The organism is Streptomyces sp. 5-10, assembly GCF_014712245.1.
Classification (GTDB): Bacteria; Actinomycetota; Actinomycetes; order Streptomycetales; family Streptomycetaceae; genus Streptomyces; species Streptomyces violaceusniger.
Genome location: NZ_JACVYG010000008.1, coordinates 115,948 through 138,995, shown reverse-complemented (window position 1 = coordinate 138,995; position 23,048 = coordinate 115,948). Strand labels below are relative to the sequence as shown.

General features: G+C 71.8%; 19 protein-coding genes, 1 pseudogene and 1 riboswitch. Of the genes and pseudogenes, 12 read left to right on the top strand and 8 right to left on the bottom strand.

Features of this window, described 5'->3' with window-relative positions:
- Positions 1 to 24: 24 nt before the first annotated feature.
- Entirely contained in the window at positions 25 to 729 is a 705-nt protein-coding gene (locus IEJ02_RS13080) for a response regulator transcription factor (protein WP_191064996.1), read from the top strand.
- Complete coding sequence (locus IEJ02_RS13075) at positions 726 to 2,255, top strand: sensor histidine kinase (protein ID WP_317985786.1); 1,530 nt, start codon at positions 726 to 728, stop codon at positions 2,253 to 2,255. Before IEJ02_RS13080 ends, IEJ02_RS13075 begins: the two co-directional genes overlap by 4 nt.
- Before the next feature lie 12 nt (positions 2,256 to 2,267).
- Here IEJ02_RS13075 and IEJ02_RS13070 read toward each other — a convergent pair whose 3' ends face one another.
- Positions 2,268 to 3,779: an FAD-dependent monooxygenase gene (locus tag IEJ02_RS13070; RefSeq protein WP_191065083.1), complete on the bottom strand. Its 1,512-nt coding sequence runs from the start codon at positions 3,777 to 3,779 to the stop codon at positions 2,268 to 2,270.
- A 120-nt stretch (positions 3,780 to 3,899) separates the two neighbouring features.
- On the opposite strand from IEJ02_RS13070, the gene IEJ02_RS13065 reads away from it, so the two are divergent.
- Positions 3,900 to 4,541: a TetR/AcrR family transcriptional regulator gene (locus IEJ02_RS13065; protein WP_191064995.1), complete on the top strand. Its 642-nt coding sequence runs from the start codon at positions 3,900 to 3,902 to the stop codon at positions 4,539 to 4,541.
- 96 nt (positions 4,542 to 4,637) lie between these two features.
- Here IEJ02_RS13065 and IEJ02_RS13060 read toward each other — a convergent pair whose 3' ends face one another.
- The 4 genes from IEJ02_RS13060 to IEJ02_RS13045 all read right to left on the bottom strand — a co-directional run bounded on the left by IEJ02_RS13060 (position 4,638) and on the right by IEJ02_RS13045 (position 8,054).
- Positions 4,638 to 5,399 (bottom strand): CbtA family protein, encoded by a 762-nt coding sequence (locus tag IEJ02_RS13060; protein WP_191064994.1) that lies wholly within the window; start codon positions 5,397 to 5,399, stop codon positions 4,638 to 4,640.
- 21 nt (positions 5,400 to 5,420) lie between these two features.
- The gene (locus IEJ02_RS13055; RefSeq protein ID WP_191064993.1) at positions 5,421 to 5,642 is read right to left on the bottom strand and encodes a CbtB domain-containing protein; all 222 of its coding nucleotides are present in this window, start codon (positions 5,640 to 5,642) and stop codon (positions 5,421 to 5,423) included.
- 38 nt (positions 5,643 to 5,680) lie between these two features.
- Positions 5,681 to 5,808, bottom strand: a riboswitch (cobalamin riboswitch).
- 113 nt (positions 5,809 to 5,921) lie between these two features.
- Positions 5,922 to 7,208: an alpha-L-fucosidase gene (locus IEJ02_RS13050; protein ID WP_191064992.1), complete on the bottom strand. Its 1,287-nt coding sequence runs from the start codon at positions 7,206 to 7,208 to the stop codon at positions 5,922 to 5,924.
- A 69-nt stretch (positions 7,209 to 7,277) separates the two neighbouring features.
- Positions 7,278 to 8,054: a DeoR/GlpR family DNA-binding transcription regulator gene (locus tag IEJ02_RS13045; RefSeq protein WP_191064991.1), complete on the bottom strand. Its 777-nt coding sequence runs from the start codon at positions 8,052 to 8,054 to the stop codon at positions 7,278 to 7,280.
- 340 nt (positions 8,055 to 8,394) lie between these two features.
- Between IEJ02_RS13045 and IEJ02_RS13040 the strand changes: the two genes are divergently transcribed.
- Genes IEJ02_RS13040 through IEJ02_RS13030 form a run of 3 tightly spaced genes read left to right on the top strand, consistent with a single transcriptional unit; the run spans position 8,395 to position 12,108 of the window.
- Entirely contained in the window at positions 8,395 to 10,023 is a 1,629-nt protein-coding gene (locus IEJ02_RS13040; RefSeq protein WP_191064990.1) for an FGGY-family carbohydrate kinase, read from the top strand.
- Complete coding sequence (locus IEJ02_RS13035) at positions 10,016 to 11,503, top strand: FGGY-family carbohydrate kinase (protein ID WP_191064989.1); 1,488 nt, start codon at positions 10,016 to 10,018, stop codon at positions 11,501 to 11,503. The genes IEJ02_RS13040 and IEJ02_RS13035 overlap by 8 nt, the downstream gene beginning before the upstream one ends.
- Positions 11,500 to 12,108, top strand: a complete 609-nt coding sequence (locus tag IEJ02_RS13030; protein ID WP_191064988.1) for a histidine phosphatase family protein — start codon at positions 11,500 to 11,502, stop codon at positions 12,106 to 12,108. The genes IEJ02_RS13035 and IEJ02_RS13030 overlap by 4 nt, the downstream gene beginning before the upstream one ends.
- 243 nt (positions 12,109 to 12,351) lie before the next feature.
- On the opposite strand, the gene IEJ02_RS13025 is transcribed toward IEJ02_RS13030, so the two are convergent.
- Positions 12,352 to 13,641 (bottom strand): glycoside hydrolase family 16 protein, encoded by a 1,290-nt coding sequence (locus IEJ02_RS13025; RefSeq protein WP_191064987.1) that lies wholly within the window; start codon positions 13,639 to 13,641, stop codon positions 12,352 to 12,354.
- A gap of 506 nt (positions 13,642 to 14,147) precedes the next feature.
- On the opposite strand from IEJ02_RS13025, the gene IEJ02_RS13020 reads away from it, so the two are divergent.
- The 3 genes and pseudogenes from IEJ02_RS13020 (at position 14,148) to IEJ02_RS13010 (ending at position 17,901) form a co-directional block, all read left to right on the top strand.
- On the top strand, positions 14,148 to 15,380 hold the full coding sequence (locus tag IEJ02_RS13020) for a YyaL domain-containing protein (RefSeq protein WP_191064986.1): 1,233 nt from the start codon (positions 14,148 to 14,150) through the stop codon (positions 15,378 to 15,380).
- Positions 15,381 to 15,776: 396 nt separating this feature from the next.
- Positions 15,777 to 16,793: pseudogene (locus tag IEJ02_RS13015) on the top strand (chitinase); the annotation flags it as partial.
- Positions 16,794 to 16,905: 112 nt separating this feature from the next.
- Complete coding sequence (locus IEJ02_RS13010; RefSeq protein WP_191064984.1) at positions 16,906 to 17,901, top strand: aldo/keto reductase; 996 nt, start codon at positions 16,906 to 16,908, stop codon at positions 17,899 to 17,901.
- A gap of 15 nt (positions 17,902 to 17,916) precedes the next feature.
- Here IEJ02_RS13010 and IEJ02_RS49855 read toward each other — a convergent pair whose 3' ends face one another.
- Positions 17,917 to 18,042, bottom strand: a complete 126-nt coding sequence (locus IEJ02_RS49855; protein ID WP_263407939.1) for a hypothetical protein — start codon at positions 18,040 to 18,042, stop codon at positions 17,917 to 17,919.
- On the opposite strand from IEJ02_RS49855, the gene IEJ02_RS13005 reads away from it, so the two are divergent.
- A complete protein-coding gene (locus IEJ02_RS13005) occupies positions 18,041 to 19,249 on the top strand; it encodes an AAA family ATPase (RefSeq protein WP_191064983.1) in 1,209 nt (402 codons plus the stop codon). The two genes, IEJ02_RS49855 and IEJ02_RS13005, sit on opposite strands and share 2 nt — an antisense overlap.
- Entirely contained in the window at positions 19,246 to 20,874 is a 1,629-nt protein-coding gene (locus tag IEJ02_RS13000) for a vWA domain-containing protein (RefSeq protein ID WP_191064982.1), read from the top strand. The genes IEJ02_RS13005 and IEJ02_RS13000 overlap by 4 nt, the downstream gene beginning before the upstream one ends.
- Positions 20,875 to 20,917: 43 nt before the next feature.
- Here IEJ02_RS13000 and IEJ02_RS12995 read toward each other — a convergent pair whose 3' ends face one another.
- Positions 20,918 to 21,787 carry a helix-turn-helix domain-containing protein gene (locus IEJ02_RS12995; RefSeq protein ID WP_191064981.1) on the bottom strand — a complete coding sequence of 290 codons (870 nt, stop codon included), beginning with the start codon at positions 21,785 to 21,787 and terminating at the stop codon, positions 20,918 to 20,920.
- A 174-nt stretch (positions 21,788 to 21,961) separates the two neighbouring features.
- Between IEJ02_RS12995 and IEJ02_RS12990 the strand changes: the two genes are divergently transcribed.
- Entirely contained in the window at positions 21,962 to 22,879 is a 918-nt protein-coding gene (locus IEJ02_RS12990) for an alpha/beta hydrolase (protein ID WP_191064980.1), read from the top strand.
- Positions 22,880 to 23,048: the final 169 nt, after the last annotated feature.

The window sequence follows — 23,048 nt, the reverse complement described above, 5'->3', positions numbered from 1 at the left end:
GACGATCGGGCGAGGGCGGGACGGATGACGGCATCGGAACGGCTGCTGGTGGTGGAGGACGAGCCGACGCTGCGCGAGTTGCTCTCCGCGAGTCTGCGGCTGGCGGGCTTCGCCGTGGTCGCGGTCGCGACCGGCGAACAGGCGCTGGCCGCGGTGCGGGAGCGGCGTCCCGAGCTGATCGTGCTGGATGTGATGCTGCCCGACATCGACGGCTTCGAGGTCGTCCGTCGGCTGCGCGGGCAGCATCCGCTCGCCGCGGCGGGCCATCCCCCGGTGCTGTTCCTCACCGCCCGCGATGCGCCCGAGGACCGGATCAGCGGGCTCAGGGCGGGCGGTGACGACTACGTCACCAAGCCGTTCAACCTGGAGGAGCTGGTCCTGCGCATCCGGGCCATTCTGCGCCGCGTCAGCGGCCGCCAGTCCGACGGCCGCCTGGTCGTCGGCGATCTGGAGCTGGACCCCGACAGCCATCAGGTGACCCGGGACGGGCAGCCGGTGCGGCTGTCCCCGACCGAGTTCGGCCTGCTGCGCGTGCTGATGGAGAACGCCGGGCAGGTGCTGTCGAAGTCCCAACTCCTGGAGTTGGTCTGGCAGTACGACTTCGGGGGCGACGACAGCATCGTCGCCTCCTACATCAGCTATCTGCGGCGCAAGGTGGATGTGGGCGAACCGAAGCTGATCCATACGGTGCGCGGCACCGGCTATGTGCTGCGCAGGCCGCCGCGGTGAGCGAGAGCCCCGAGCGCGGCCGGTTCTCACTGCGCGGCCGGTTCCCACTGCGCGGTCGGCTCTCGCTGCGCGGCCGGCTGCTGGCCATCGCCCTGTTGCTGCTCGTGGTCGCCCTGCTCGGCAGCAACGCCCTGGCCGTCGTCCTGCTCCAGCGCGACCTGGTGCGTCAGCTGGACACTCGGCTCCGCACCGCCGCCACGGCCACCGCGCGCCTCACCGACCCGTCCGACGTGGCGGGCGATCGGACCTCGCGGGCGCGCGACGCCGTGGAGCAGCAGCTGACCGGCGATGTCCATCTGGCCTCCCTCGGCCCGAACGGCCGTGTCCGGCGGGTCATCCGGCCCGCGGCACACAGCGCCCCCGCCCTGCCCCCGCTCGACGCGGCGGCGGTCGGCGAGCGCGGCGGTCGGCCCTTCGAGGCCCCGGCCGCCGACGGCGGTGAGGCCTGGCGGGTGATCGCCGTACCGCTCAACGCGCCGGGGGAACAACACAAACAGGCCGAGCACACCCACAGCAGCGTCGTCGTCGCGGCCTCCCTCGCCCAGGTCGACGCGACGATCAGACAGCTCGGCGCCCGGATGCTGCTCATCGACTCCCTGGTGCTGGCGCTGCTCGGCGGGGCCGGGTGGTTCGCGGTACGCGCCGGGCTGCGCCCGCTGCGCCGGGTCGAGACCACCGCGGCGGCCATCGCGGACGGCGACCTGTCCAGCCGCGTCCCGGAGCCGGCCGCCTCCCGCACCGAGCTCGGCCGTCTGGCCAGGGCGCTCAACGGCATGCTGGACCGGGTCGAGGAGAGCGACGCCGCGCGGGCGGCCGCCGCCGAGCGGATGCGCCGCTTCATCGCGGACGCCAGCCACGAGCTGCGCACCCCGCTCTTCGGCGTCAAGGGGTTCACCGAGCTGTACCGGATGGGCGGCATGCCCGAGCGCGCCGATGTCGACGCCGCGATGGGCCGTATCGAGCGGGAGGCGGCACGGCTGGTCCGGCTGGTCGAGGACCTGCTGCTGCTCGCCCGCCTCGACGAGGACGCCGCCGCCGCGGACCCCCCGCTGCACCTCACCCCGATGGATCTGCGCACCCTGGCCGTCGACGCCCTGCACGACCTGCGCGCGCTCGATCCACGGCGCCCCGTCACCCTCACCGGCCCCGGCGGCGGGCCGCCGGGTGGCGCGCCGGTGCTCGGCGACGAGGCGAGACTGCGCCAGGTGACCTCCAACCTCGTCGGCAACGCGGTGGCGCACACCCCGCCCGGCACTCCGGTCCGGATCGGCGTCGGCACCCAGGGCGGTCTGGCGGTGCTGGAACTGCACGACGAGGGTCCGGGGATGTCCGAGGAGCAGGCCGCCCGCGCCTTCGACCGCTTCTACCGCGCGGATGACGCCCGCGGCCGCACCGAACGCGGAGGCGCGGGGCTCGGCCTCGCGATCGTCCACTCCCTGGTGACGGCCCACCACGGCCGGGTGGAGGTGCGCACGGCCCCGGCCGAGGGCGCCACCTTCCGCGTCCTGCTTCCCCTGGACGGCTGAGCACCGCCCGGCTCAGCGCACCGTCGTCAGCCCGCTCTCGATGGTGGCGAGCAGGGTCTCGCCGCGGTCGGCCGAGGTGTCCGCCGCCCAGCACACATAGCCGTCGGGGCGGATGAGCAGGGCGGCGGCGCCCAGGTCGGCGGCGCAGGTGGCCCGGACGAGGTCGACGCGTGGCGGGAGCCGGAGGCCGTCCGGGACGGCTCCGGCCAGATCGAGCAGAACGGCGTGGCCCGTGCCGAACAGCGCCGACAGCCGGGTGGCACCGGCCTCCGTGACCAGGTCGGCGTCCGGCACGCGCTGCCCGGTGAGGGGATGCTCGCCGGGCAGTTCGTAGCGCAGCGAGAGGCCGGACATCAGTCCCGCGAGGTGGCGGTTGGCGTCGGGCAGCCGCAGCAGGTCGATGACGATGTCACGCAGGGCGGCCACGTCCTCGCTCGGGTTCGTGTCCGCCAGGACCCGCTGGGCCGACGTGTGATGCAGGACCTGGGCCGCGACCGGGTGCCGTTCGGCGTGGTAGCTGTCCAGGAGCCCGCTCGGCGCCCGGTCCTGGACGACCGCGGCCAGTTTCCAGCCGAGGTTGATCGCGTCCTGCATACCGAGGTTGAGCCCCTGGCCGCCCAGCGGCGGATGGATGTGGGCGGCGTCGCCCGCGAACAGCACGCGGCCCACGCGGTACCGCTCCAACTGTCGCGTGGCATCGCTGAAGCGCGAGGCGTTCTCCACGGCCCCCAGGGTGGTCTCCTCGCCGTACACCTCCCGCAGCGCGGTGGCGATCTCCTCACGGGTGACGGGGGCGTCGCGGGCGGTGTCCGCCTGGTCCGCGCGCCCGAAGGTGAAGCGGTAGAGGTCACCGCCGACCGGGACCAGCATGGCCCAGTAGTCGCCCACACGACGGGTCATAGTGCTGATGTGCCCCATCCGCTTCGGCACCAGCGAGGACACCGCGGTCAGCCGGATGTCGGTCAGCACCGCCTGATGGGTCCCGGCCCGCCCGGGAAACGGCAGCTCGAGCAGTTTGCGCACCGTGCTGTGGCCGCCGTCGCACGCCACCAGATAGCGCGCCCGCACCCGCAGGCCGTCCGCCGTCACGGCGACGCCGTCCTCGTCCGCCTCGACCTCCGAGACGGCGGTGGAGCGCCGTATCCGCGCGCCCGCGGCGGTCGCCCGCTCCTCCAGCACCTCCTCGATCTTCCACTGGGGGATGGCGATGGGGCCGTTGTGCCTGGTCTGCCAGGGGGTGCAGTCCAAGGGCACGGGCAGCAGCGCGAAGTGCCCGCCGACCGGGTCACGCGGGGTGGCGCGCCGCAGCATGGGCTCCAACAGCCCGCGCGACTCCAGCAGTTCGGCCGTACGGGGCTGGATCGCGCCGCCCTTCACCTGCTCGACGCGCTGGTCCAGCTTCTCCAGGACCAGGGTCCGGGCCCCGGCCAGCGCCAGCTCGTACGCCAGCATCAGCCCGGTCGGGCCGGCACCCGCGATGACGACGTCGGTCGTGCTCTCCGTCATCCCCGTCTCCTCCGTCATCCCCGTCTCCTCCGTCTTCTCCGTCGACACGCTCACTCCTCCTCGATTCCTCGCCTCGGTCTATATGTATACCAGGTGCAGAAATCTCCTGGGGGCAATTGCTCTGCTACGGTGGGCGCCGTGGACGGCAAGCCAGGGCTACGGGAGCGGAAGAAGCAGCGGACCCACGCCACGATCTCCGAGGCGGCGATCACGCTCTTCCTCGAACACGGCTTCAACCAGGTCTCGGTGGCCCAGGTGGCCGAGGCGGCCGAGGTGTCCAAGCGCACGCTCTTCGCCTACTTCCCGGCGAAGGAAGACCTCGTGGTGCACCGCCTCGCCGACCACGAGACCGAAAGCGCCCGCGTCGTACGGGCCCGCCCGCCCCGCACCGCCCCGCTGACCGCGCTGCGCGAGCACTTCCTCAAGGGCCTGCGCGAACGGGACCCGGTCACCGGGCTCAACGACCATCCCCAGATCCTGAAGCTCACCCGGATGATCCTCGACACACCCTCGCTGGTGGCCCGGATGGAGCGGTTCAAGGCCGGTGCCGAACGCGCGCTCGCGCAGGCGCTGCGGGAGACGGCGGACACCCCGGAGCTCACCGCGCGGCTGGCCGCCGTCCAGATCGTCGCCGTCCAGTGGTCACTGGCACAGGACAACGCCGAACGCGTGGCATACGGGGAACCGGCCGACGAGCGCTACGCGGGTGCGGTGGCCGACGCGGAGCACGCGTTCGCGCTGCTGGAGAACGGACTGCGGCACCCGCCCCCGCGAACGTGACGACAGGCGGTTCAGGGGAGCGGACGTGCCCGCACAACGCGAGAGGGCCCGCGGACGGTTCCGCGGGCCCTCGTGCGTCTCGGCATGGACAGATGGTCAGTTCGGGGCGGCCGCCATCGCCCTGCTCTCCTCGGCCTTCGCGGGCTTGGGGTTCAGCATCCGCTCGGCGAGCTCGCCGAAGAGGAGGCCGAAGCCACCCCACAGGATGATCTGCATGGCGAGGGCGGACAGCCGGAACCGCCACAGGACGGTGGCCGGGAAGTCCGCCGGTACCTCGTTGATGACGGGCAGGAAGGCGTACGCCAGCCCGATGACGACGGCGAAGGCGGCAACCGCGGCGACGGTCGCGTACCAGGTGCCCAGCTTCGGGGCGAGCCGCTTGCCGAGGATGGTGGCGGCGATCGCGAGGAGCACGCTGAGCACCATCATCAGGAAGTACAGCGTCGTCCGCTTGCCGATGGTGTCGCCGTTGCCGACGGCGGGCGGGTTGGCCGGGTACTTCAGGAACGGCACGACATAGACCGCGAGCAGCGCACAGCCGGACAGCAGCAGCGCGGTGGCCCGCGGGGTGAAGCGGCCGACGCGGCCGAGGGCGACGCAGTAGGCGAGGGCGGCGATGCCGCCGAACGCGATCCCGTAGATCAGCACACCGGTGGCCAGACCGGCGGTGGACTGCAGACTACGGGAGACGATCTCGACCTCGTGCTCGTGCGCGGGGGCGTGGGCCTCCTCGAAGCCGATCGCGCGGTCGACGTTCGGCTCACCGAGGAAATAGGCGGCGATCAGGGCGAGCACACCGGCACCAAGACCGGCGAGCATGCCCCGCACCAGCAGGTTTCTTACTGTTGCGGAGTTCATGGGCGTGCGGCGTCCCTCGCGTCAGTGGCAGGGGAAGCCGAGAAGATGGCGGGCGTCATGCACCCACTCGTGGACGCCCGCGCCGGAGACGACCGCGGTGGCGCCCTGCTCGGCGCCGACGAAGTACAGCAGGACCAGCATCAGGATGCCGAAGAAGACGGCCCAGGGAGCTATCGCCTTCAGCGGCAGCGGGGCGGGGAGGGCGGGAGTGGTGGCAGTCGGCTGGGCGACATGCTGCGCCATGGCAGTGGCCTCCTTGCGGGAGTTCGCGTCCCATCTCGGTGGTGCACAGGACGATGGCCGCGGGTCTGACTCACGGGACGTCCCCTTCGGATACGTCCCGTTCACAGTGGCGCGACCGTGCCGGATTCCCACCGGCTTCCGTCAGGCCATCGTCGATATCGCATCGACGGTACCGCGTGTCGGATCCCTGGCCAAGACCGGCCACCTGGTGAGACGTCGGCAGCGGCGCGGGCCGCTTCTGAGCTCACCGGAGGCAAGGGCGCGCGCCCCGATCACGTGTCAGGTGCCCTGGCGCAGGAACAGTTCCACCACCGGTACCGCGACATCGGGGCGGACGACCGGGAGGGTCAGGGTCAGGGTGCCCGGCGGCTGGCCGCCGAGGCCGGTGTTCTGCGCCTTGATCGACGGGTCGATCTCGCGGTACCTGATCTCGGAGGCGTCGTGCAGGAACTGCGCGTACTCGACCTTGCCCGCCAGGTCCGGCAGGTGGACATGGCCGAAGGGCCAGGTGAAGAGGTGCAGATAGAGGCGGTTGCCGCGCTGGGTGTAGCGGGTGTCGACCGGGGCGCGGTACGCGGAGGGGCCTGCGCCGTGGATGGAGCGCTGGTGGCGGGCCATCCACGCCCCGATCCCCTCCAGCGTGGCGAGGGCGGTGGCGTCGAAGTCGCCGCGTCCGGTCGGGCCGACGTTCAGCAGCATGTTGCCGTTCTTCGAGACGCCGTCGACGAGCATCCGGACCAGCAGGTCGACCGGTTTCACCTGGAGGTTGTCGCGGTCGTAGCCCCAGCTGCCGTTGAGGGTCTGGCACGCCTCCCACACCACCGGCTGCCCGTCGACCTCCATGGGCTTGTCGGGCTGGTACTGCTCGGGGGTGACGAGGTCGCCGGGGACGGCGAGCCGGTCGTTGACGATGATCTCGGGCTGCAGCCTGCGGGTGAGCGCGAGGAGTTCCTCCGAGCCCCACTCCTCCTTGCCCTTGCCGTTCCACACGTCGTGGTGGTCGTCGTCCTTGTACGAGAAGTCGTAGAAGAGGTAGTCGATGGTGCCGTAGCCGGTCAGCAGCTCCTCCACCTGGCCGTGCAGATAGGCGCGGTAACGGGCCATGTCGCGGCCCTCGTTGAGCCGCTTGATCTCCTCCGGCGGGTCGTCCCGGCGCGGGTGGAGGCCGTCGATGACGAAGTCCGGGTGGTGCCAGTCGATGAGCGAGTGGTAGAAGCCGACGCGCAGCCCCTCGGCGCGCACGGCCTCGACGAACTCGGCGACGAGGTCCTTGCCGATCGGGGTGTTCATCGAGGTGTAGTCGGTGAGCTTGGAGTCCCACAGGCAGAAGCCGTCGTGGTGCTTGGTCGTGAGCACCATGTACTTCATTCCGGCGCGCTTGGCGGACCGGGCCCATGCGCGGGGGTCGAAGAGGTCCGGTTCGAAGTGGCGGAAGTAGCGGTCGTAGTCCTCGTCCGTGATGCGTTCGCGGTTCTTCACCCACTCGTGGCGGGCGGGCAGGGCGTACAGGCCCCAGTGGATGAACATGCCGAAGCGGTCTTCGGTGAACCAGGCGGGGAGGGCCATCGAGGGGGATTCCTTTCCCAGAAAAGAGGAGGCGCACGGGGGTGAAAACGACGTGATGTTCACGTGACATCACCGAGGGACGATGCGCACATCGACGCCGCGCTCGCGCAGCCCGCGCACCTCCCCGGCCGGTGCCGCGTCGTCCACCACGACCAGGTCGAAGTCGGTGAGCGGCGCCAGGGCGTACAGGCCCTGGTTGGCGAACTTCGTATGGTCGACGAGGAGTACGCGGCGTGCCGCGGCGGCCAGCATCGCCTGCTTGACCTGCACCGTCTCGGGTGACATGTGGTAGCAGCGGCCCGCGGTGACGGCCGTGGTGGACATGAACAGCACATCGGCGCGGAAGGCGGACATGCTCTGCGCGGTGTGCGGTCCCATGAACGCGTCGTACGCCGGGAAGTAGGTGCCGCCGAGCGCCACCAGCGCCGCTCCGGGCTCCTTGGCCAGAGCCGTGATGGCGGGCAGCGAGTTGGTGATCACCGTGATCGGTGTGTGGTGGGGCAGGTGGTGGGTCAGGCCCAGGCAGGTGGTGGAGTCGTCGATCACCACGATCTGGCCGGGAACCAGCTCCTCGGCCGCCGCCCGCGCCAGCCGCTGTTTGGTCTGCGCCATCGTCGTCATGCGCTCGCCGACACTGCCGTGGAACTGCGTGGACGGCAGACAGCTCGCGCCGCCGCGCACCTTGCGCAGCCAGCCCTGCGCCTGGAGGGCGTCCAGGTCGCGGTGGATGGTCATCACACTGACGGCGAACTCGGCCGACAGGTCCGAGGTGCGGACGAAACCCTTGGTCGTGACCAGTTCGCGCAGCCGGTGCCGCCGCTCCTCCTGCCCATCCGTACGGGTCATGGCCTGCGGCTCCTCATCCCTTCCGCACCACCCCGGCGCGGTGCCGCGGCGCGGTGCCCGCGACGGACCGGTGTGAGACGACCTGATGTGAAACTCACGCGAAGGTAACACGGGCTCGGGGCGCCGCCTCCCCCTTCTGCGGGGCCGGTGGCCCAGGACATCGCACGGTGCCGTGGGCCGGCCGCGGGATAATCCCGCACCCCGATTGACGTGGCTTCCCGGCGGCGATTCTCTCGGTTTGTCGGCGCGGAATTCCGCCGACGGCGTCGATTCGTCGGAGCGGTGGCTATTCACCGGTACGCCGCCGCCCCCGCCGTGGTGAAGGGCAGGTACTTCGGTCATGACGGTTCTCACTGTCGACGTCGGCACGTCGGTCATCAAGTCCGTCGTGTTCGACGCCGAGGGAAGGGAAGTGGCGGTCTCCCGCGTCGGTACGGAGGTGCTGCGGCCTCACCCCGGATGGGCCGAGCAGGACATGGACGCGGTGTGGCGCGGGGTCGTCTCCACCGTGCGCGGCGCTCTGGCCCAGCTGGGGCCCGGGCACGGCGCGGTGCGGCTGATCGCGTTCACGGCCCAGGGGGACGGCTGCTGGCTGGTCGACGGCGACGGGCGCCCCACCGGCCCGGCGATCCTGTGGTCCGACGGGCGCGCCGGTGATCTGCTCGCGCGCTGGCAGGCCGATGGGGTCCTGGCGGAGGCGTACCGCCGCAACGGCTCCCTCACCTGCGCGGGCATGCCCAACGCGGTGCTCACCTGGCTCGCCGAGCACGACCCGGCGCGCCTGGAGCGCTCGCACACCGCGCTGACCGCGGCGGGCCGGCTGTTTCTGAAGCTCACCGGCGTCATGGCGATCGACGCCTCCGACGCGTCGGCCCCCTTCCTCGACCACGCCACGGGCGCGTACGACCCGTCCATCGTGGACCTGTTCGGCCTGGCGTGGGCGCGTCGGCTGCTGCCGCGCGTCCTCGGGCACGACGAGTGCGTCGCCGAGCTCACCCGCCACGCGGCAGCCGAACTGGGCCTCCCCACCGGCCTTCCCGTCGTGATGGCCCCTTACGACATCGCCGCCACCGCCCGTGGCGCCGGGGTCGTCGACCCCGGACAGGCGTGTGCCGTCCTCGGCACCACCCTGTGCACCGAGGTGGTGCGCCGGACCGTGGACACCTCGGGCGAGCCGTGCGGCATCACCATCGCCTTCGGCCGCCACGACCGCCTGCTGCGCGCCCTTCCCACCCTCTCCGGCACCGAGGTGCTGGACTGGGCGTGCCGGACGCTGGCCGTCGAGAGCCCCGCCGCCCTCGGTGACCTCGCCGCCGCGTCCGAACCCGGCGCCGCCGGGCTGGGCTTCCTCCCCTACCTCTCACCCGCCGGGGAACGCGCGCCGTTCCTCGACGGGCGGGCCCGCGGCACGTTCTGGGGCCTGTCACTGGATCACACCCGCGCCGACCTGGCCCGTGCGATCTTCGAGGGCCTGTCCCTCGTCGTACGGGACTGCCTGCGCGCCTCCGGAACCGAGGTGCACGAGCTGCGGCTGTGCGGCGGAGGCGCGGGCAGCGACCGCTGGTGTCAGCTCATCGCCGACGCCACCGGCGTCCCGACGGCGCGCGGCACCGACACCGAGCCGGGCGCGAAGGGCGCCTTCCTCACCGGTCTGGTGCTCACCGGCGCCGAGCGGAGCATGGAGGAGGCCGCCGCCAAGTACGTCCGTATGGAGGCCGGTTGGGCGCCGCACCCGGCCCGGGCCGCGCTCTACGACGAGCTGTCCGCGGCACACCTGGCCTGGCGGGACGCGGCCCGGTCCCTGGGCTGGTCGCCATCCCGGGGACCGGGCTCGTCGCCGTCTCAGGGATCGGGCTTGTCGCCATCTCAGGGACCGGCCTCGTCGCCGTCCCGAGCACCGGGCCGGCCACCCACCGACACCCCCGCTCAGCGCCCCCACGACCCCCGCCCGGAAACCCCACATGTCTGACGCCCTCTCCCCCGACGCCGTCCACCTCGGCCTGGACCTCGGTACGCAGAGCGTGCGCGCGGTCGCCGTGGACGGCACCGGGAAGCTGCTCGCCGCGGCCTCCCGCCCCCTGACCGGCCACCGCGACGGCGTACGCCACGAACAGGACCCCGAGCAGTGGTGGTCCGCCGCCGGTGCCGCCTGCCGCGAGGCCCTGAGCGGCATCGACGACGGGCGGGTGCGGGGTGTGGCGGTGGACGCCACCTCCGGGACCATCCTCCTCGCCGACCCCTCCGGAACGCCCCTCACCCCGGCCCTGATGTACGACGACGGGCGCGCCGCGGGCCACGCCGACCGCGTCAACACCGTGGGCGGTGAGGTGTGGGACAGGCTCGGCTACCGCACCATGCAGCCGTCCTGGGCCCTGCCCAAACTCCTGTGGCTGCTCCAGCACACCGATGTGCCGCCGGGGGCCCGGCTGCTCCACCAGGCCGACCTGATCACCTGGCGGCTGGCCGGACAACAGACCCCCGGCGACGCCAGCCACGCCCTGAAGACGGGCTACGACCTGCTCGCCGACCGCTGGCCCGCCGAGGAGCTGGCCGCCCTCGGCGTCCCCGATGGCCTGCTGCCGGAGGTCGTACGGCCCGGCACGGTGATCGGCACGGTCTGCGCGCGGGCCGCCGCCGTCACCGGAATCCCCGTCGGCACCCCCATGGTCGCGGGGATGACCGACGGTTGCGCGGCGCAGATCGGGGCCGGCGCGCTCGGGCCGGGCGCCTGGAACTCGGTGCTGGGCACCACCCTCGTCCTCAAGGGCGCCGGCCCCCGTCCGGTGAAGGACCCCGCCGGGGTGGTCTACTGCCACCGCGCGCCCGGCGGCGGCTGGCTGCCCGGCGGCGCCTCCAGCAGCGGCGCGGGCGTGCTGACCCGCCGCTTCCCCGGCGCCGACCTCGACGCGCTCACCGAAGCGGCCGCCACGACCGGTTCCACCGCGGTCGTCTACCCGCTCGTCGGCGAGCGGGGCGAACGCTTCCCGTTCCGGGCGCCCGACGCGCACCCCTTCGTCCTGGGCGAACCCTCCGGCGTGGCCGAGGAGTTCCACGCCTGTCTGCTCGGCGTGGCCTGTGTGGAACGGCTGTGCCTCGACCACCTGGACCACATCGGCGCTCCCGTGGACGGCCCGCTGAGCCTGACCGGCGGCGGCGCCCGCAACCGCTACTGGTCGCGGCTGCGCGCCGACCTCCTCGGCCGGAGCGTGACCCTGCCCGCGCAGGCCGAGAGCGCCGTCGGCATGGCGGTGCTCGCCGCCACCGCCTCGGGTATCACGCTGGAGCGGGCCGCCGCCTCCATGGTGCGCGACGGAGTCGAGCTGCACCCCGATGCCGCCCGCACCGCACGGCTGCTGCCCGTCTACCTCGGCTTCGTGGACGAACTGGTCCGCCGGGGCTGGCTGGAGCCGGAGGTGGCCGCCCACGCCCACAGAAAGGCCAGCCAGTGACCGACTTCGTCCTCATACGGCACGGGGAGACCGTGTGGCACGCGGAGAACCGCTACGCCGGCCGCACCGATGTGCCACTGACCGAACACGGGCGCAGGCAGGCCGCCGAGCTCGGTGCCTGGGCCGCGGGGCAGCGGCTGGACGCGGTGCTCAGCTCACCGCTGTCCCGCGCCCGGCTCACCGCCGAGCCCGCCGCCGCCGCGCTCGGCCTCACCCCGCGCGTCGACGAGCGGCTGTACGAGGTGGACTTCGGGCGCGGCGAGGGGCTGACCCGGGCGGAGATGCGGGAGCGGTTCCCGGCGGAGCTGGGCGCCTTCCTGGCCGATCCGGTCGCCCATCACCTGCCCGGCGGCGAGGACCCGGCGGCGGCCGCCGGCCGCGCGATCGCCTGTCTGGCGGACCTCGCCCATGAGGTGCCCGAGGGGCGTGTCCTGGTCGTCGCCCACTCCACCCTCGTCCGCCTCGCGCTGTGCCAGTTGCTCGGCATTCCGCTCGCCCGCTACCGCCAGGTGTTTCCCCGGCTGGAGAACGGCGCCCTGACCGAACTGCGCCTGCGGGACGGCCGGGCATCGCTCCTGCGGCTCAACGCCCCGGCCACCGGCTGACCCCCTCCCTCCGATGGCCCGGGCCCGGCTCGGCTCACGGAGGCGCCGTCGCGCACAACCGTGACGGTGTCACAGGCGGGAACAGCACGAGCCGCGCGGTGTGCCGGCCGAGTCGCCCCGTCAAGGCTCTCGGCAAACCCCCTGCGAGACGCCCGGAGAACGCGAGACCCGGCGCCCCTGTGGGTCTGGCGCCGGATCTCGCCTCCCGGATTCCTCTAGGAAATGGGCGTGTCGTGCCGTGGGTCAGCCGCGCGAGGTGCTTACCGTCCACTTCTGGTGGGCGGCACCGGTGCAGGTCCATATCTGCAGCCGGGTGCCGTTCGCCGAACTCCCACCCGTGGCATCCAGACACTTGTCGGCCTGCGGATTCACGATGTCACGCGCCGCCGGAACCGCCCACTGCTGAGCCGCACTCCCATTGCAGTCCCACAGCTGCACCAGGGTGCCATCGGCCGTACCCCCCGACGCCACATCCAGACACTTCCCCAACGCACGGATCGTGCCATCGGAACCAACGCTCCACTGCTGCGCGGCAGTTCCGTTGCAGTCGTAGAGCTGCACCGGCGTGCCATTGGCGTTGTTGGCACCCGCCACGTCCACACACTTGCCACCGATGCCGGTGATGGCACCGCCGCTCGGCTGTCCGCCGTCGGTGCTGACCCGGACGTAGTCGACGAGGAGCTGCTGGGGGAAGGAGGTGCTGCCGTCGGGGTCCCCGGGCCAGTAGCCGCCGACCGCGAGGTTGAGGATCACGAAGAAGGGCTTGTTGAACACCCACTGCCGGCCACCGAGGTCGGCGGGGGTGCGCCGCTGGTACACGGTGCCGTCGACGGACCAGCTGATCGCGTTCGGGCTCCAGTCGACGGCGAAGGTGTGGTACGCGTCGGCGAACGCCTGGCCACCAGGCAGGGAGTACCCGGCCCCGATGCCACCGGAGCCCGAGTACCCGGGGCCGTGGAGGGTACCGTGGACCGTGGAGGGCTCGAAGCCCACGTTCTCCATGATGTCGATCTCACCGGAGTTGGGCCAGCCGACCTGTCCGATGTCGTTGCCCAGCATCCAGAACGCGGGCCACATGCCCTGCCCGCGCGGGATCTTCATCCGGGCCTCGACCCGGCCGTAGGTGGTGGTGAACTTGCCGGAGGTGTTCAACCGGGCGGAGGTGTACTCGCACCGTCCGTACCAGCACTGGTAGTTGCCCGGGTTCTCGCGGCGGGCGGTGATGACCAGGTGGCCCTGGCCGTCGAGGGCGGCGTTGCTGTTGCCCGCCGTGTAGTACTGCCGCTCGTGGTTGTTGACGTTGTCCCCCGTCTCGATCTGCCACTTGCCGCCGTTGACGGCGGAGCCGGCGGGCCCGTCGAACTCGTCGGAGAACGTGACGGCGGCCGCCGTGGCGGGTCTCGCCGTGGACTTCGCGGCGGGGCTCGCCGCGGAGGCCGAGGTGCCCGGTGCCAGTCCGGTGGACAGCGACACGAGGGCGAGGACCGAGACGACGGACAGCAGCAGTCGCCGGGGTAAGCGCGGGGAGTCCATGACTCTCCCTTCCAGAGGCAGGTGAATGACGGGCGCGGAGAGGCATGAGGCGCATGCGAACCAAGCGGTTGCGGCGCCGACCGGGTGCGTGAGCGATCTCAGCGGTCCTTAGTTCATTACGTGAGTTAAGAAGTGAGGGAAAAGCCTGTCAAGGGCTTGGTATGGACCAGATATGCCAACACGTACCGCGCGGAGGGCCGTTCGCCGCCGAGGACGTCGGCGACACGGCCCGCGAGTTCGGCCTTTGAAGGCATGTCATTCACTGGCGCGGACTATTGACGGGACACGTTCAACTCCCGAAATATATGGGCCCGAGAGTCCGGCCGTGACCTTCCGACCGGACACCGCATGTCGCGGGCTGCGGCGGCCGTCACACGCTCCACCGGCTCCACCAGTCCGCCTGTCGGGCGCGGGTACGTCGCCCGCGCCCCACGGGCGGCTGCCACGCACGGACCGCATGTCGTCATGTCGTTGTCGGATTCACCACTCGTGAAGGGCGGACACTGATGAGCGTTTCCCGGCGAGCCCTGCTGACCACCGCGGCCGGTACCGCGGTGGCGGCCACCTCGATCGCTCCCCCGGCCCAGGCGGTGGCGGAGGAGGTCCCCGGCCACGCCGCCATGCTCCGCGCCTTCCGCGAGACGGCGGACTACGCGGTGGCGAAGCTGCGCGCGGTCGCCCCGGGGGTGAGTGGCTTTCCGGTCGGGACGAAGTTCGAGAAGTGGACGTACTCCCAGAACGGCGGCTGGGTCGGCGGGTTCTGGCCGGGCACCCTGTGGATGGCCTGGCTGTACAGCGGTGAGGAACGGTTCCGTACCCTGGCCCTCGCCTCCGCGGAGAAGCTCGCCCCCCGCCAGCACGACACCGGCACCCACGACCTCGGATTCCTCTTCTATCCGTCGTGGGTCACCGCGTGGCGGCTCACCGGTGAGGACACCTGGCGGGCGGGCGCACTGGGGGCGGCCTCCTCGCTGATCCGGCGGTACAACCCGCGCGGCCGTTTCATCCGGGCCTGGGGAGCGCTGGACGAGCAGGCGAACGCGGGCCGGGTCATCATCGACACGATGATGAACCTCGATCTGCTGGCGTTCGCGAGCAGCCAGAGCGGGGACGGCACGTACCTCGACATCGCCGTGGAACACGCGAGAACCACGCAGCGGCACTTCCCCCGCCCGGACGGATCCACCCCGCACGTCTACGACTTCGACCCGTCCTCCGGCACTCCCCTCGGCCCGGCCACCGTGCAGGGCTACAGCCCGGCCTCCTGCTGGTCACGCGGGCAGGCGTGGGGGATCTACGGATTCACCACCATCCACCGCCGGACCGGCCACCGGGAATTCCTCACCACCGCGCGGAAACTCGCCGACTTCGCCCTGGGCGCGCTCACCCCGGACAACGTCCCCGTGTGGGACTACCTCGCGCCACAAGCACCCCACGACATCAAGGACGCCTCCGCGGGCGCGGTCATGGCCTGCGGCCTGCTCGACCTGTCCAAGGCCACCGGCGAACCGCGCTACCGCGATGCGGCGCTGCGGCTGCTCACCGCGCTGTCGCGGACCTGCCTGACCACGAAGTCGACCCGTGCCGAGGCGATCGTGGCGCGCTGCACCCGCAACCGCCCGAGCGAGGACGGCGTCGAGATCTCGCTCCCCTACGCCGACTACTACCTGCTCGAAGGCATCCTGCGGGTGCTGCGTCCCGACGACATCGACCGGGCCATCGACCTGTCCACGGTCTGACATCGGCCGCCACCCGGCACCGCCCGGCGCCCGAGCCCACGCGTACGGCCCACCAGCCGTGGAGCAAACACCACGGCAACGCAACACTGAACGCAACGATCCGCCGCCCGATGTGGTCCGTACCATTGACACTACTGGTCTAGTCCTGTTGTCTCATGGGCGCACAACTCCCCCATGCCTTACGACCGTCCCTCCCCCCCTCACTTCAGCTCCGCTTTCCCCCCACACCAAGGAGCGGCCCCCATGAGCCTCCGTTTCCCCTTGACCAAGAAGGTCCTGACCGGCGTGTGCGCCTCCGTCGCCGCGGCCGGGCTGCTCGCCACGGTCTCGACGACGACCGCCGACGCGGGCACCGCCTCCGGCGCGGATACCACCTCCGCCACCACGAAGGCGGCGCTCCCCGAGCACGCGCTCGTGGGCTATCTGCACTCGAGCTTCGCCAACGGCTCCGGATACACCCGGATGGCCGATGTCCCCGACAGCTGGGACATCATCGACCTGGCCTTCGGCGAACCCACCTCCACCACCTCCGGCGACATCCGCTTCAGCCTCTGCCCCCAGAGCGAATGCCCGAACGTCGAGTCGGAGGACGAGTTCAAGGCCGCCATCAAAGCCAAGCAGGCCGCGGGCAAGAAGGTGCTGATATCCATCGGCGGGCAGAACGGCCAGGTGCAGCTCACCACCACCGCCGCCCGCGACAAGTTCGTCGAGTCGGTCGGGGCGATCATCGACACGTACGGACTGGACGGCCTCGACATCGACTTCGAGGGCCACTCGCTGTCGCTGGACGACGGCGACACCGACTTCAAGAACCCCAAAACCCCCGCGATCGTCAATCTCATCGCGGCCGTGAAGTCGCTCAAGGCGAAGTACGGATCCGACTTCGTCCTCACCATGGCTCCGGAAACCTTCTTCGTACAGCTGGGCTACCAGTTCTACGGCTCGGGCGCCTCCGGCGGCCAGGACCCCCGCTCCGGGGCGTATCTGCCGGTCATCCACGCGCTACGGGACGATCTCACCCTGCTGCACGTCCAGGACTACAACTCCGGACCGATCATGGGGCTCGACAACCAGTTCCACACCATGGGCAATGCCGACTTCCACGTCGCGATGACCGACATGCTGCTCAGCGGCTTCCCCGTCGCGGGGGACACCAACAACGTCTTCCCCGCGCTGGACCCGTCCCAGGTGGCGATCGGCCTGCCCGCGAGCGCCAACGCGGGCAATGGCCACACCACGCCCGGTGATGTGACCAAGGCCCTCAACTGCCTGACGAAGAAGAGCGACTGCGGCGGCTATGAGCCCCACGGCAGCTGGCCCGCCCTCCGCGGGCTGATGGCCTGGTCGATCAACTGGGACGGCTTCAACGGCGGCGAGTTCTCGAAGAACTTCGACACCTACTACGGCCGTTGAGCCCTTCCCGGCGCTGACCCGGCCCGACGGGCTCGCCCCGGTCATGGGCGTCGATGGCGCCCATGACCGGGGCTTGCCTTCGTGCGCGCTTCAACTCCTACCGTTCACCGGCATGGAGACCATGGCGCACAACAGAACCCTGGGCCGCAGCGGCATCGATGTGAGTCCTCTCGGCTTCGGCTGCTGGGCCATCGGCGGTGAGTGGTGGTCCACCGACGGGCAGCCCCTGGGCTGGGGCAAGGTCGACGATGACGAATCGGTGCGCGCGATCCGGCGCGCACTCGACCTCGGCGTCACCTTCTTCGACACCGCCGACGCGTACGGCACCGGCCACAGCGAACGCGTGCTCGGCCGCGCCCTCGGCAAGCACCGCGGCGATGTCGTCGTCGCCACGAAATGGGGCAATGTCTTCGACGAGCGGACCCGGACCCGCGAGGGCCAGGACGACTCCCCGGAGCACGTACGCCGCGCCCTGACCGCCTCGCTGCGACGCCTGAACACGGACCACGTCGACCTGTACCAGCTCCACATCTCCGACGCGGACCCGGAACGGGCCGCCCAACTCCGCGAGGTATGCGAGGAGTTGGTCCGCGCAGGGCTCATCCGCGCGTACGCGTGGAGCACCGATGACCCCGACCGGGCCGCCGTCTTCGCCGAGGGCCCGCACTGCGCGGCCGTCCAGCACCGCCTGAACATCCTCCAGGACGCGCCCGAACTCCTCGCGCTCTGCGCGGAGTCGGACCTCGCCAGCGTCAACCGCAGCCCGCTCGCCATGGGATTGCTCGCCGGCCAGCACACCGCCGGGCGCGCCCTGGACGACGGGGACATCCGCAACGCGCCGCCCGCCTGGCTGCCGGGGTTCATCCCGAACGCGGGCGCGGACCCGGCCTGGCTCCGGCGGGTCGACGCCCTGCGGTCCATCCTCACCAGCGACGGCCGTACCCTCGCCCAGGGCGCCCTCGCCTGGATCTGGGCCCGCAGCCCGCGGACGATCCCGATCCCCGGCTTCCGTACGGTCGCCCAGGCCGAGGAGAACGCGGGCGCGATCGCGAAGGGGCCGCTCACGGCCGGGCAGATGGCCGATGTCGACCGGATCCTGGGGCGGTGAGCGACGGCGGCATGCTCAGCGTGTGCCGACCCACCGCTGAATCACGGCGCCCAGCTCCTTGAAGACGCCGTCGTCGGACGTGGCGGTGTCGGACGTGGCGGTGTCGTGTGGCGTCGCGGGCGGGAGTTGAATGTCGGACATGGACGCACACGACACCCCGGACGCGCAGGACACCGCCAAGAGGCTGCGGGCCATCACCGACGAGCTGTCGGACCGCTTCTACGAGCGGGCCGACGTGGTGCGAACGCTGGTGGTGACGCTTCTGGCCGGGCAGCACTCCCTGGTGCTCGGCCCGCCCGGGACGGCGAAGTCCGAGCTGGCCCGGGAGCTCACGGGCAGGGTCGAGGGCGCGGCGTACTGGGAGATCCTGCTGTCGAAGTTCACCGCGCCCACGCGGATGTTCGGCCCCATCGACGTGGCGGCGCTGGCCCGGGGCGAGTACCGCCAGGTCTACGACGGCCGCGCCACGACCGCGCACATCGCGTTCATCGACGAGATCTTCAAGTGCTCCACGGCGGCGCTCAACGAGACGCTGGGCTACCTCAACGAGCGGATCTACCACCCCGAGAACGGCGGCGAGCCGATCCGCTGCCCCCTGATCGGAGCCATCACGGCGAGCAACGAGCTGCCCGGCGGAGAGGACACGGCCGCGATCTACGACCGGCTGCTGGTGCGCATCGAGGTCGGCTACCTGGAGGACCCCTCGAACTTCGCCGCGCTGGTCCGCTCCGCCGTCGGCCGCCCGGCGGCACCGCCACGGACCACGGTCGAGCTGGCCGCGTTGCGGCACGCCGTGGCCGAGGCCGTCCCGGCCGTGGACGTCCCCGACGGCATCGTGGACGCGGTGTGCACGCTGCGGGCCGCCCTGCGCCGCAAGGAGCTCATCGCCTCCGACCGCCGCTGGCGGCAGGCGGTGGGCCTGCTCCAGGCGTCCGCGTACCTCGACGGCCGCCCGGCGGTCGCCGAGACCGACCTGTCGGTGCTGACCCATGTGCTGTGGGACTCCCCCGCCGAACGCCCGACCGTCGAGCGCGAGGTGCTGCACCTGGTCAACCCCGACGCCAAGGAGGCGCTCGACCTGGCCGACGCCATCGAGGAGTTGGAGGCCCAGCTCGACGCCATGGCCGGGCAGTCCCGCGAGGCGCTAAGCGAGTGGGTCATCAGACACGCCCACAACAAGCTCGCCATGGCGGGGAAGCGGCTGGAGAAGCTGCGCGAGGACGCGGCGCGCGCCGGCCGCTCCACCGCCGCCATCGACCGGGTCACCGGCCGCCAGCGCGCCGTCCGCGCCCGCGTGCTCACCGAGGCGCTAGGAGTGGACGCGAGCATGGTGCGGGCCCAGCTGTGAGCAAGCGCGACGAGCCCGCGCTCGACGCACTGGTGAGCCGGGCCGGAACGTGGCTGGGCCGGTCCGCCGCCACTCCCGTACGGCACACCGCGGCCGTGGTCGCGGACCGGTTCGACCGGATCACGTGGCGCGACACGTACGAGCAGTCGGCCGGACTGCGCGAGGTGGCCGAGGAGCTGAACGAGCGCCACGACCACGCCACCGATCTCCTGATCGACGTGTTCCTGGCCGCCTACAAGGTCAGGCCGCGGTTGCGCGAGCGCGCCGAGATGGCCCCCTCCCGGCTGGTCAACCACCAGGTCATCACCGCACTGGTGGAGTCACCTGACTTCGCCGAACTGCGCCGGGAGACGGCCGGTGACCCGTACGCCGCCGCCATGGCCCTGCTCGCCCAGGCCGCCACGGTGCGCGGGCTGCTGGAGCGCTCCCGGGCGGCCCAGGGGCGAACCGAGCGGGCGAACAGGGCCCAGCGGGACGCCGACGACGCGGCGGCCACGGTGGACGAGGCGCTGCGGCGGGCCGCGGACGGGGCCGACGAGGACGGCACCGTACCGGCCCCGGCCGCCGACGCCGTACAACGGGCGGTGGACGCCGCGGAGGCCGCCGAGGCCGCTGCGCGGCGGGCCGCCCGGGACGCCGCACAGGCCCTCGCGGCGGCGGCCCCCGGCATCCGCGCCGCCGCGCGGAACGCGGCGGGCAAGGCCGCCGAGGCCGTACGGGAGGAGGCCACGCTGATGCGGGCCTGGGGCGTGGCCCCCGGCGAGCTGGAGCGGATGCCGTTCGACCGGCGCGCCCGGCTGGCCGAGCGGCTGCGCACCGGCCGCCTCGCCCAGTGGGCCGAACTGATCGGCCGCTTCCGGCGGATGGCCGACGGTGAGCGCGCCCGCAAGGTGGAGAACGCCACCGGGGAGCTGGTCGGCGTGACGCTCGGCGACGACCTCTCCCGGGTCATCCCCTCCGAGCTGGCGGGCCTCGGCCTGCCCGAGCTGCGCGCGGTGTTCGCCGCACGCTACGCCGCCGGGGAGCTCATGCTCTACGACGCCCAGGGAGAGCAGACCACCGGCCGGGGCGCCATCATCGCGTGCGTGGACACCTCACACTCCATGTACGCGGCGGGGCCCGGCGGCGTCACCCGGGAGGCGTGGTCCAAGGCGTGCGCCCTGGCCCTGCTGGACCAGGCCCGCCACGCGGGGCGTGACTTCGTCGGCATCCTGTTCTCGGCCGCCGACAAGCTCCAGGTCTTCCGCTTCCCCGCCGACGGGCCGCAGCCCGCCGGTATCGGCCGGATCCTCGACTTCGCGGAGACCTTCCTCGGCGGCGGCACCAGCTACCAGGCGCCGCTGACGGCGGCCGCCGGACTGCTGGAGGAGGAGTTCAACGACGCCGCCCGCACACGTGGCGACATCGTGATGATCACCGACGACGAATGCGGTGTCACCGAGGAGTGGATGCGCGGCTGGCACGACGCCAAGCACCGGTTGGGGTTCCGGGTCTTCGGCGTGGCCATCGGCGCCCCGAGCGCCGCCGGGACCGGCTCGGTCCTGGAGGCCCTGTGCGACAACCTCCGCTCCATCGAGGACCTCACCGACGTCCACGCGGCCGCCGACCTCTTCCGCGTGATCTGACCGCACCACCACCGGCGGAACCCATTCGCTTCAGAACCGTGCGTCAGCCATCCGCCACCGGGTGGTCGGCCGATCGCGCCGCCCATGAAGCGAGGATGCGCAGCCGGTCGTGGCTGGGTGTGCCGGGCTCGGCGGTCAGCGTGATGAGCCGCTGGTCGGGGTCGTCGGTGCAGGTGAGGAAGGACCAGTCGAGGGTGAGCTCGCCGACGACCGGATGGTGCAGGACCTTCGTGCCCGTGCCCTGGACGGCGACGCGATGGGCGCCCCACCAGCGGCGGAAGTCGGGGTCCTGAAGCGATAGCTCGCCCACCAGTTTGGCCAGCCGTGGATCGTTCGGGTCCCGGGCGGCCTCCATGCGCAGCTGCGCCAGGCTGGTCTGGGCCACCCAGTCCCAGTCCGGGTACAGCGCCCTGATGGCCGGTTCGCGGAAGACCAGCCGTACGAAGTTGCGCTTCTCCACCGGGATGCGTGCGAAATCGGTGAACAGGGCGGCGGCCATGGGATTCCAGGCGAGGATGTCCGTGCGCCGGCCCAGGACGACGGCCGGCGTGGTGGCGAGGTCGTCCAGCAGTCGCCGCAGCTGTGGGTGGACCTTCTGCGTGGTGCGCCGACGGGGCCGGGCGGCGTCCCGGCCGGACAGTTCGAACAGGTAGGCACGCTCGCCGTCGTCGAGCCGGAGAACGCGCGCGAGGGTGTCCAGCACCGGTTCGGAAGCCTGGCGGCGGCCCTGCTCCAGACGCGTGTAGTAGTCGGGGCTGATCGACGCCAGCAAGGCCACTTCCTCCCGGCGCAGCCCCTTGACCCTGCGCCTGCCCGCCGAATCGGGCAGCCCGACCTGGGTCGGGCTCAGCTCCCTGCGCCGCGCCTTGAGGAAGGCGCCCAGTTCGCTGTGGTGCGCGTTGCTGCTGCTCATGGCCACAAGTCTGACAAACAACGAGGCCCGTGACAGGGGGCCTGGCCTGTCCCAGGACAGCGTTGTCCGGGGACAGAAGACGCCCCTTACCCGCCCGTGTACCGCGTGCGAGCGTCCGTGACGTGGCCGGCGGACGGCCCGCCCCACTCACCCCACCCAAGGAGCCACGGAACCATGAAGGCCATCGTCACCTTCCCCAGCAACCATCTCGCCATCGCCGGGATCCTCTTCACCCCCGATGGCCACACCGGCGGCCGGTTGCCGGCCGTGGTCATCTCCCACCCGGGAGGCGGCGTGAAGGAGCAGAGCCCGAGCATCTACGCCGAGCGGCTGGCCGGCGCCGGTTTCGCCGCGCTCGTCTTCGACGCCGCCTACCAGGGCGAGAGCGAGGGCGAGCCGCGAGGTCTGGAGAACCCCTTCCAGCGAGCCGAGGACATCAAGTCCGCCGTGACCTACCTGACCACCCGTGACGACATCGACCCGGACCGTATCGGGGCTCTGGGCATCTGCGCGTCCGGCGGTTACGTTCCCTACGCCGCGCAGACCGACCACCGCATCAAGAGCGTCGCCACGATCAGCGCCGCAGACCTCGGGTCGGTCTTCCGCGAGGGACTGGGCCGCACCCAGGACCCGGCGGTCCTCCAGGCCATGCTCGACCAGGCCGGCGCCCTGCGCACCGCGGAAGCACACGGCGAGGCCCCTCGGCTGGAGGCGTGGATTCCCGACAACGCGGAGGAACTGCTGGAGACCGCCACCCGGCAGTTCCGGGAGACGTACGAGTTCTACCGCACCCCGCGCGGCTACCACCCCCGCGCGAACCAGGGATGGGTGCTGCGCTCCATCGACCTGATCGCCCAGTACGACTCGTACGCGATGATCCGGCTCATCTCGCCCCGCCCCCTGCTGATGATCGCCGGTTCGGAGGCGGAGACCGCCTACTTCAGCAGGGAGGCGATCGAGAAGGCGGCCGAGCCCAAGGAGCTGGTCATCATCGACGGCGCCAGCCACATCGACCTGTACGACAGGGACGAATACGTCACCCCCGCCGTCGACAAGCTCACCGCCTTCTTCGGCAAGCACCTGGCCGGCTGACCCACTGCCCCGTCCCGTCCACCCGGCGCCCGCCGGCCACCCGGCTGGCGCTGATGAAACCAGTGGCGCCCCCGTGGCCTCCTGGCACTGGGTCCCTCGTCGCCGCGGGGACGTCCCGCCTCTCGCGGAAGTAGTCGTTCGCGATCTCCACGGCGGAGGCATTGCTCAC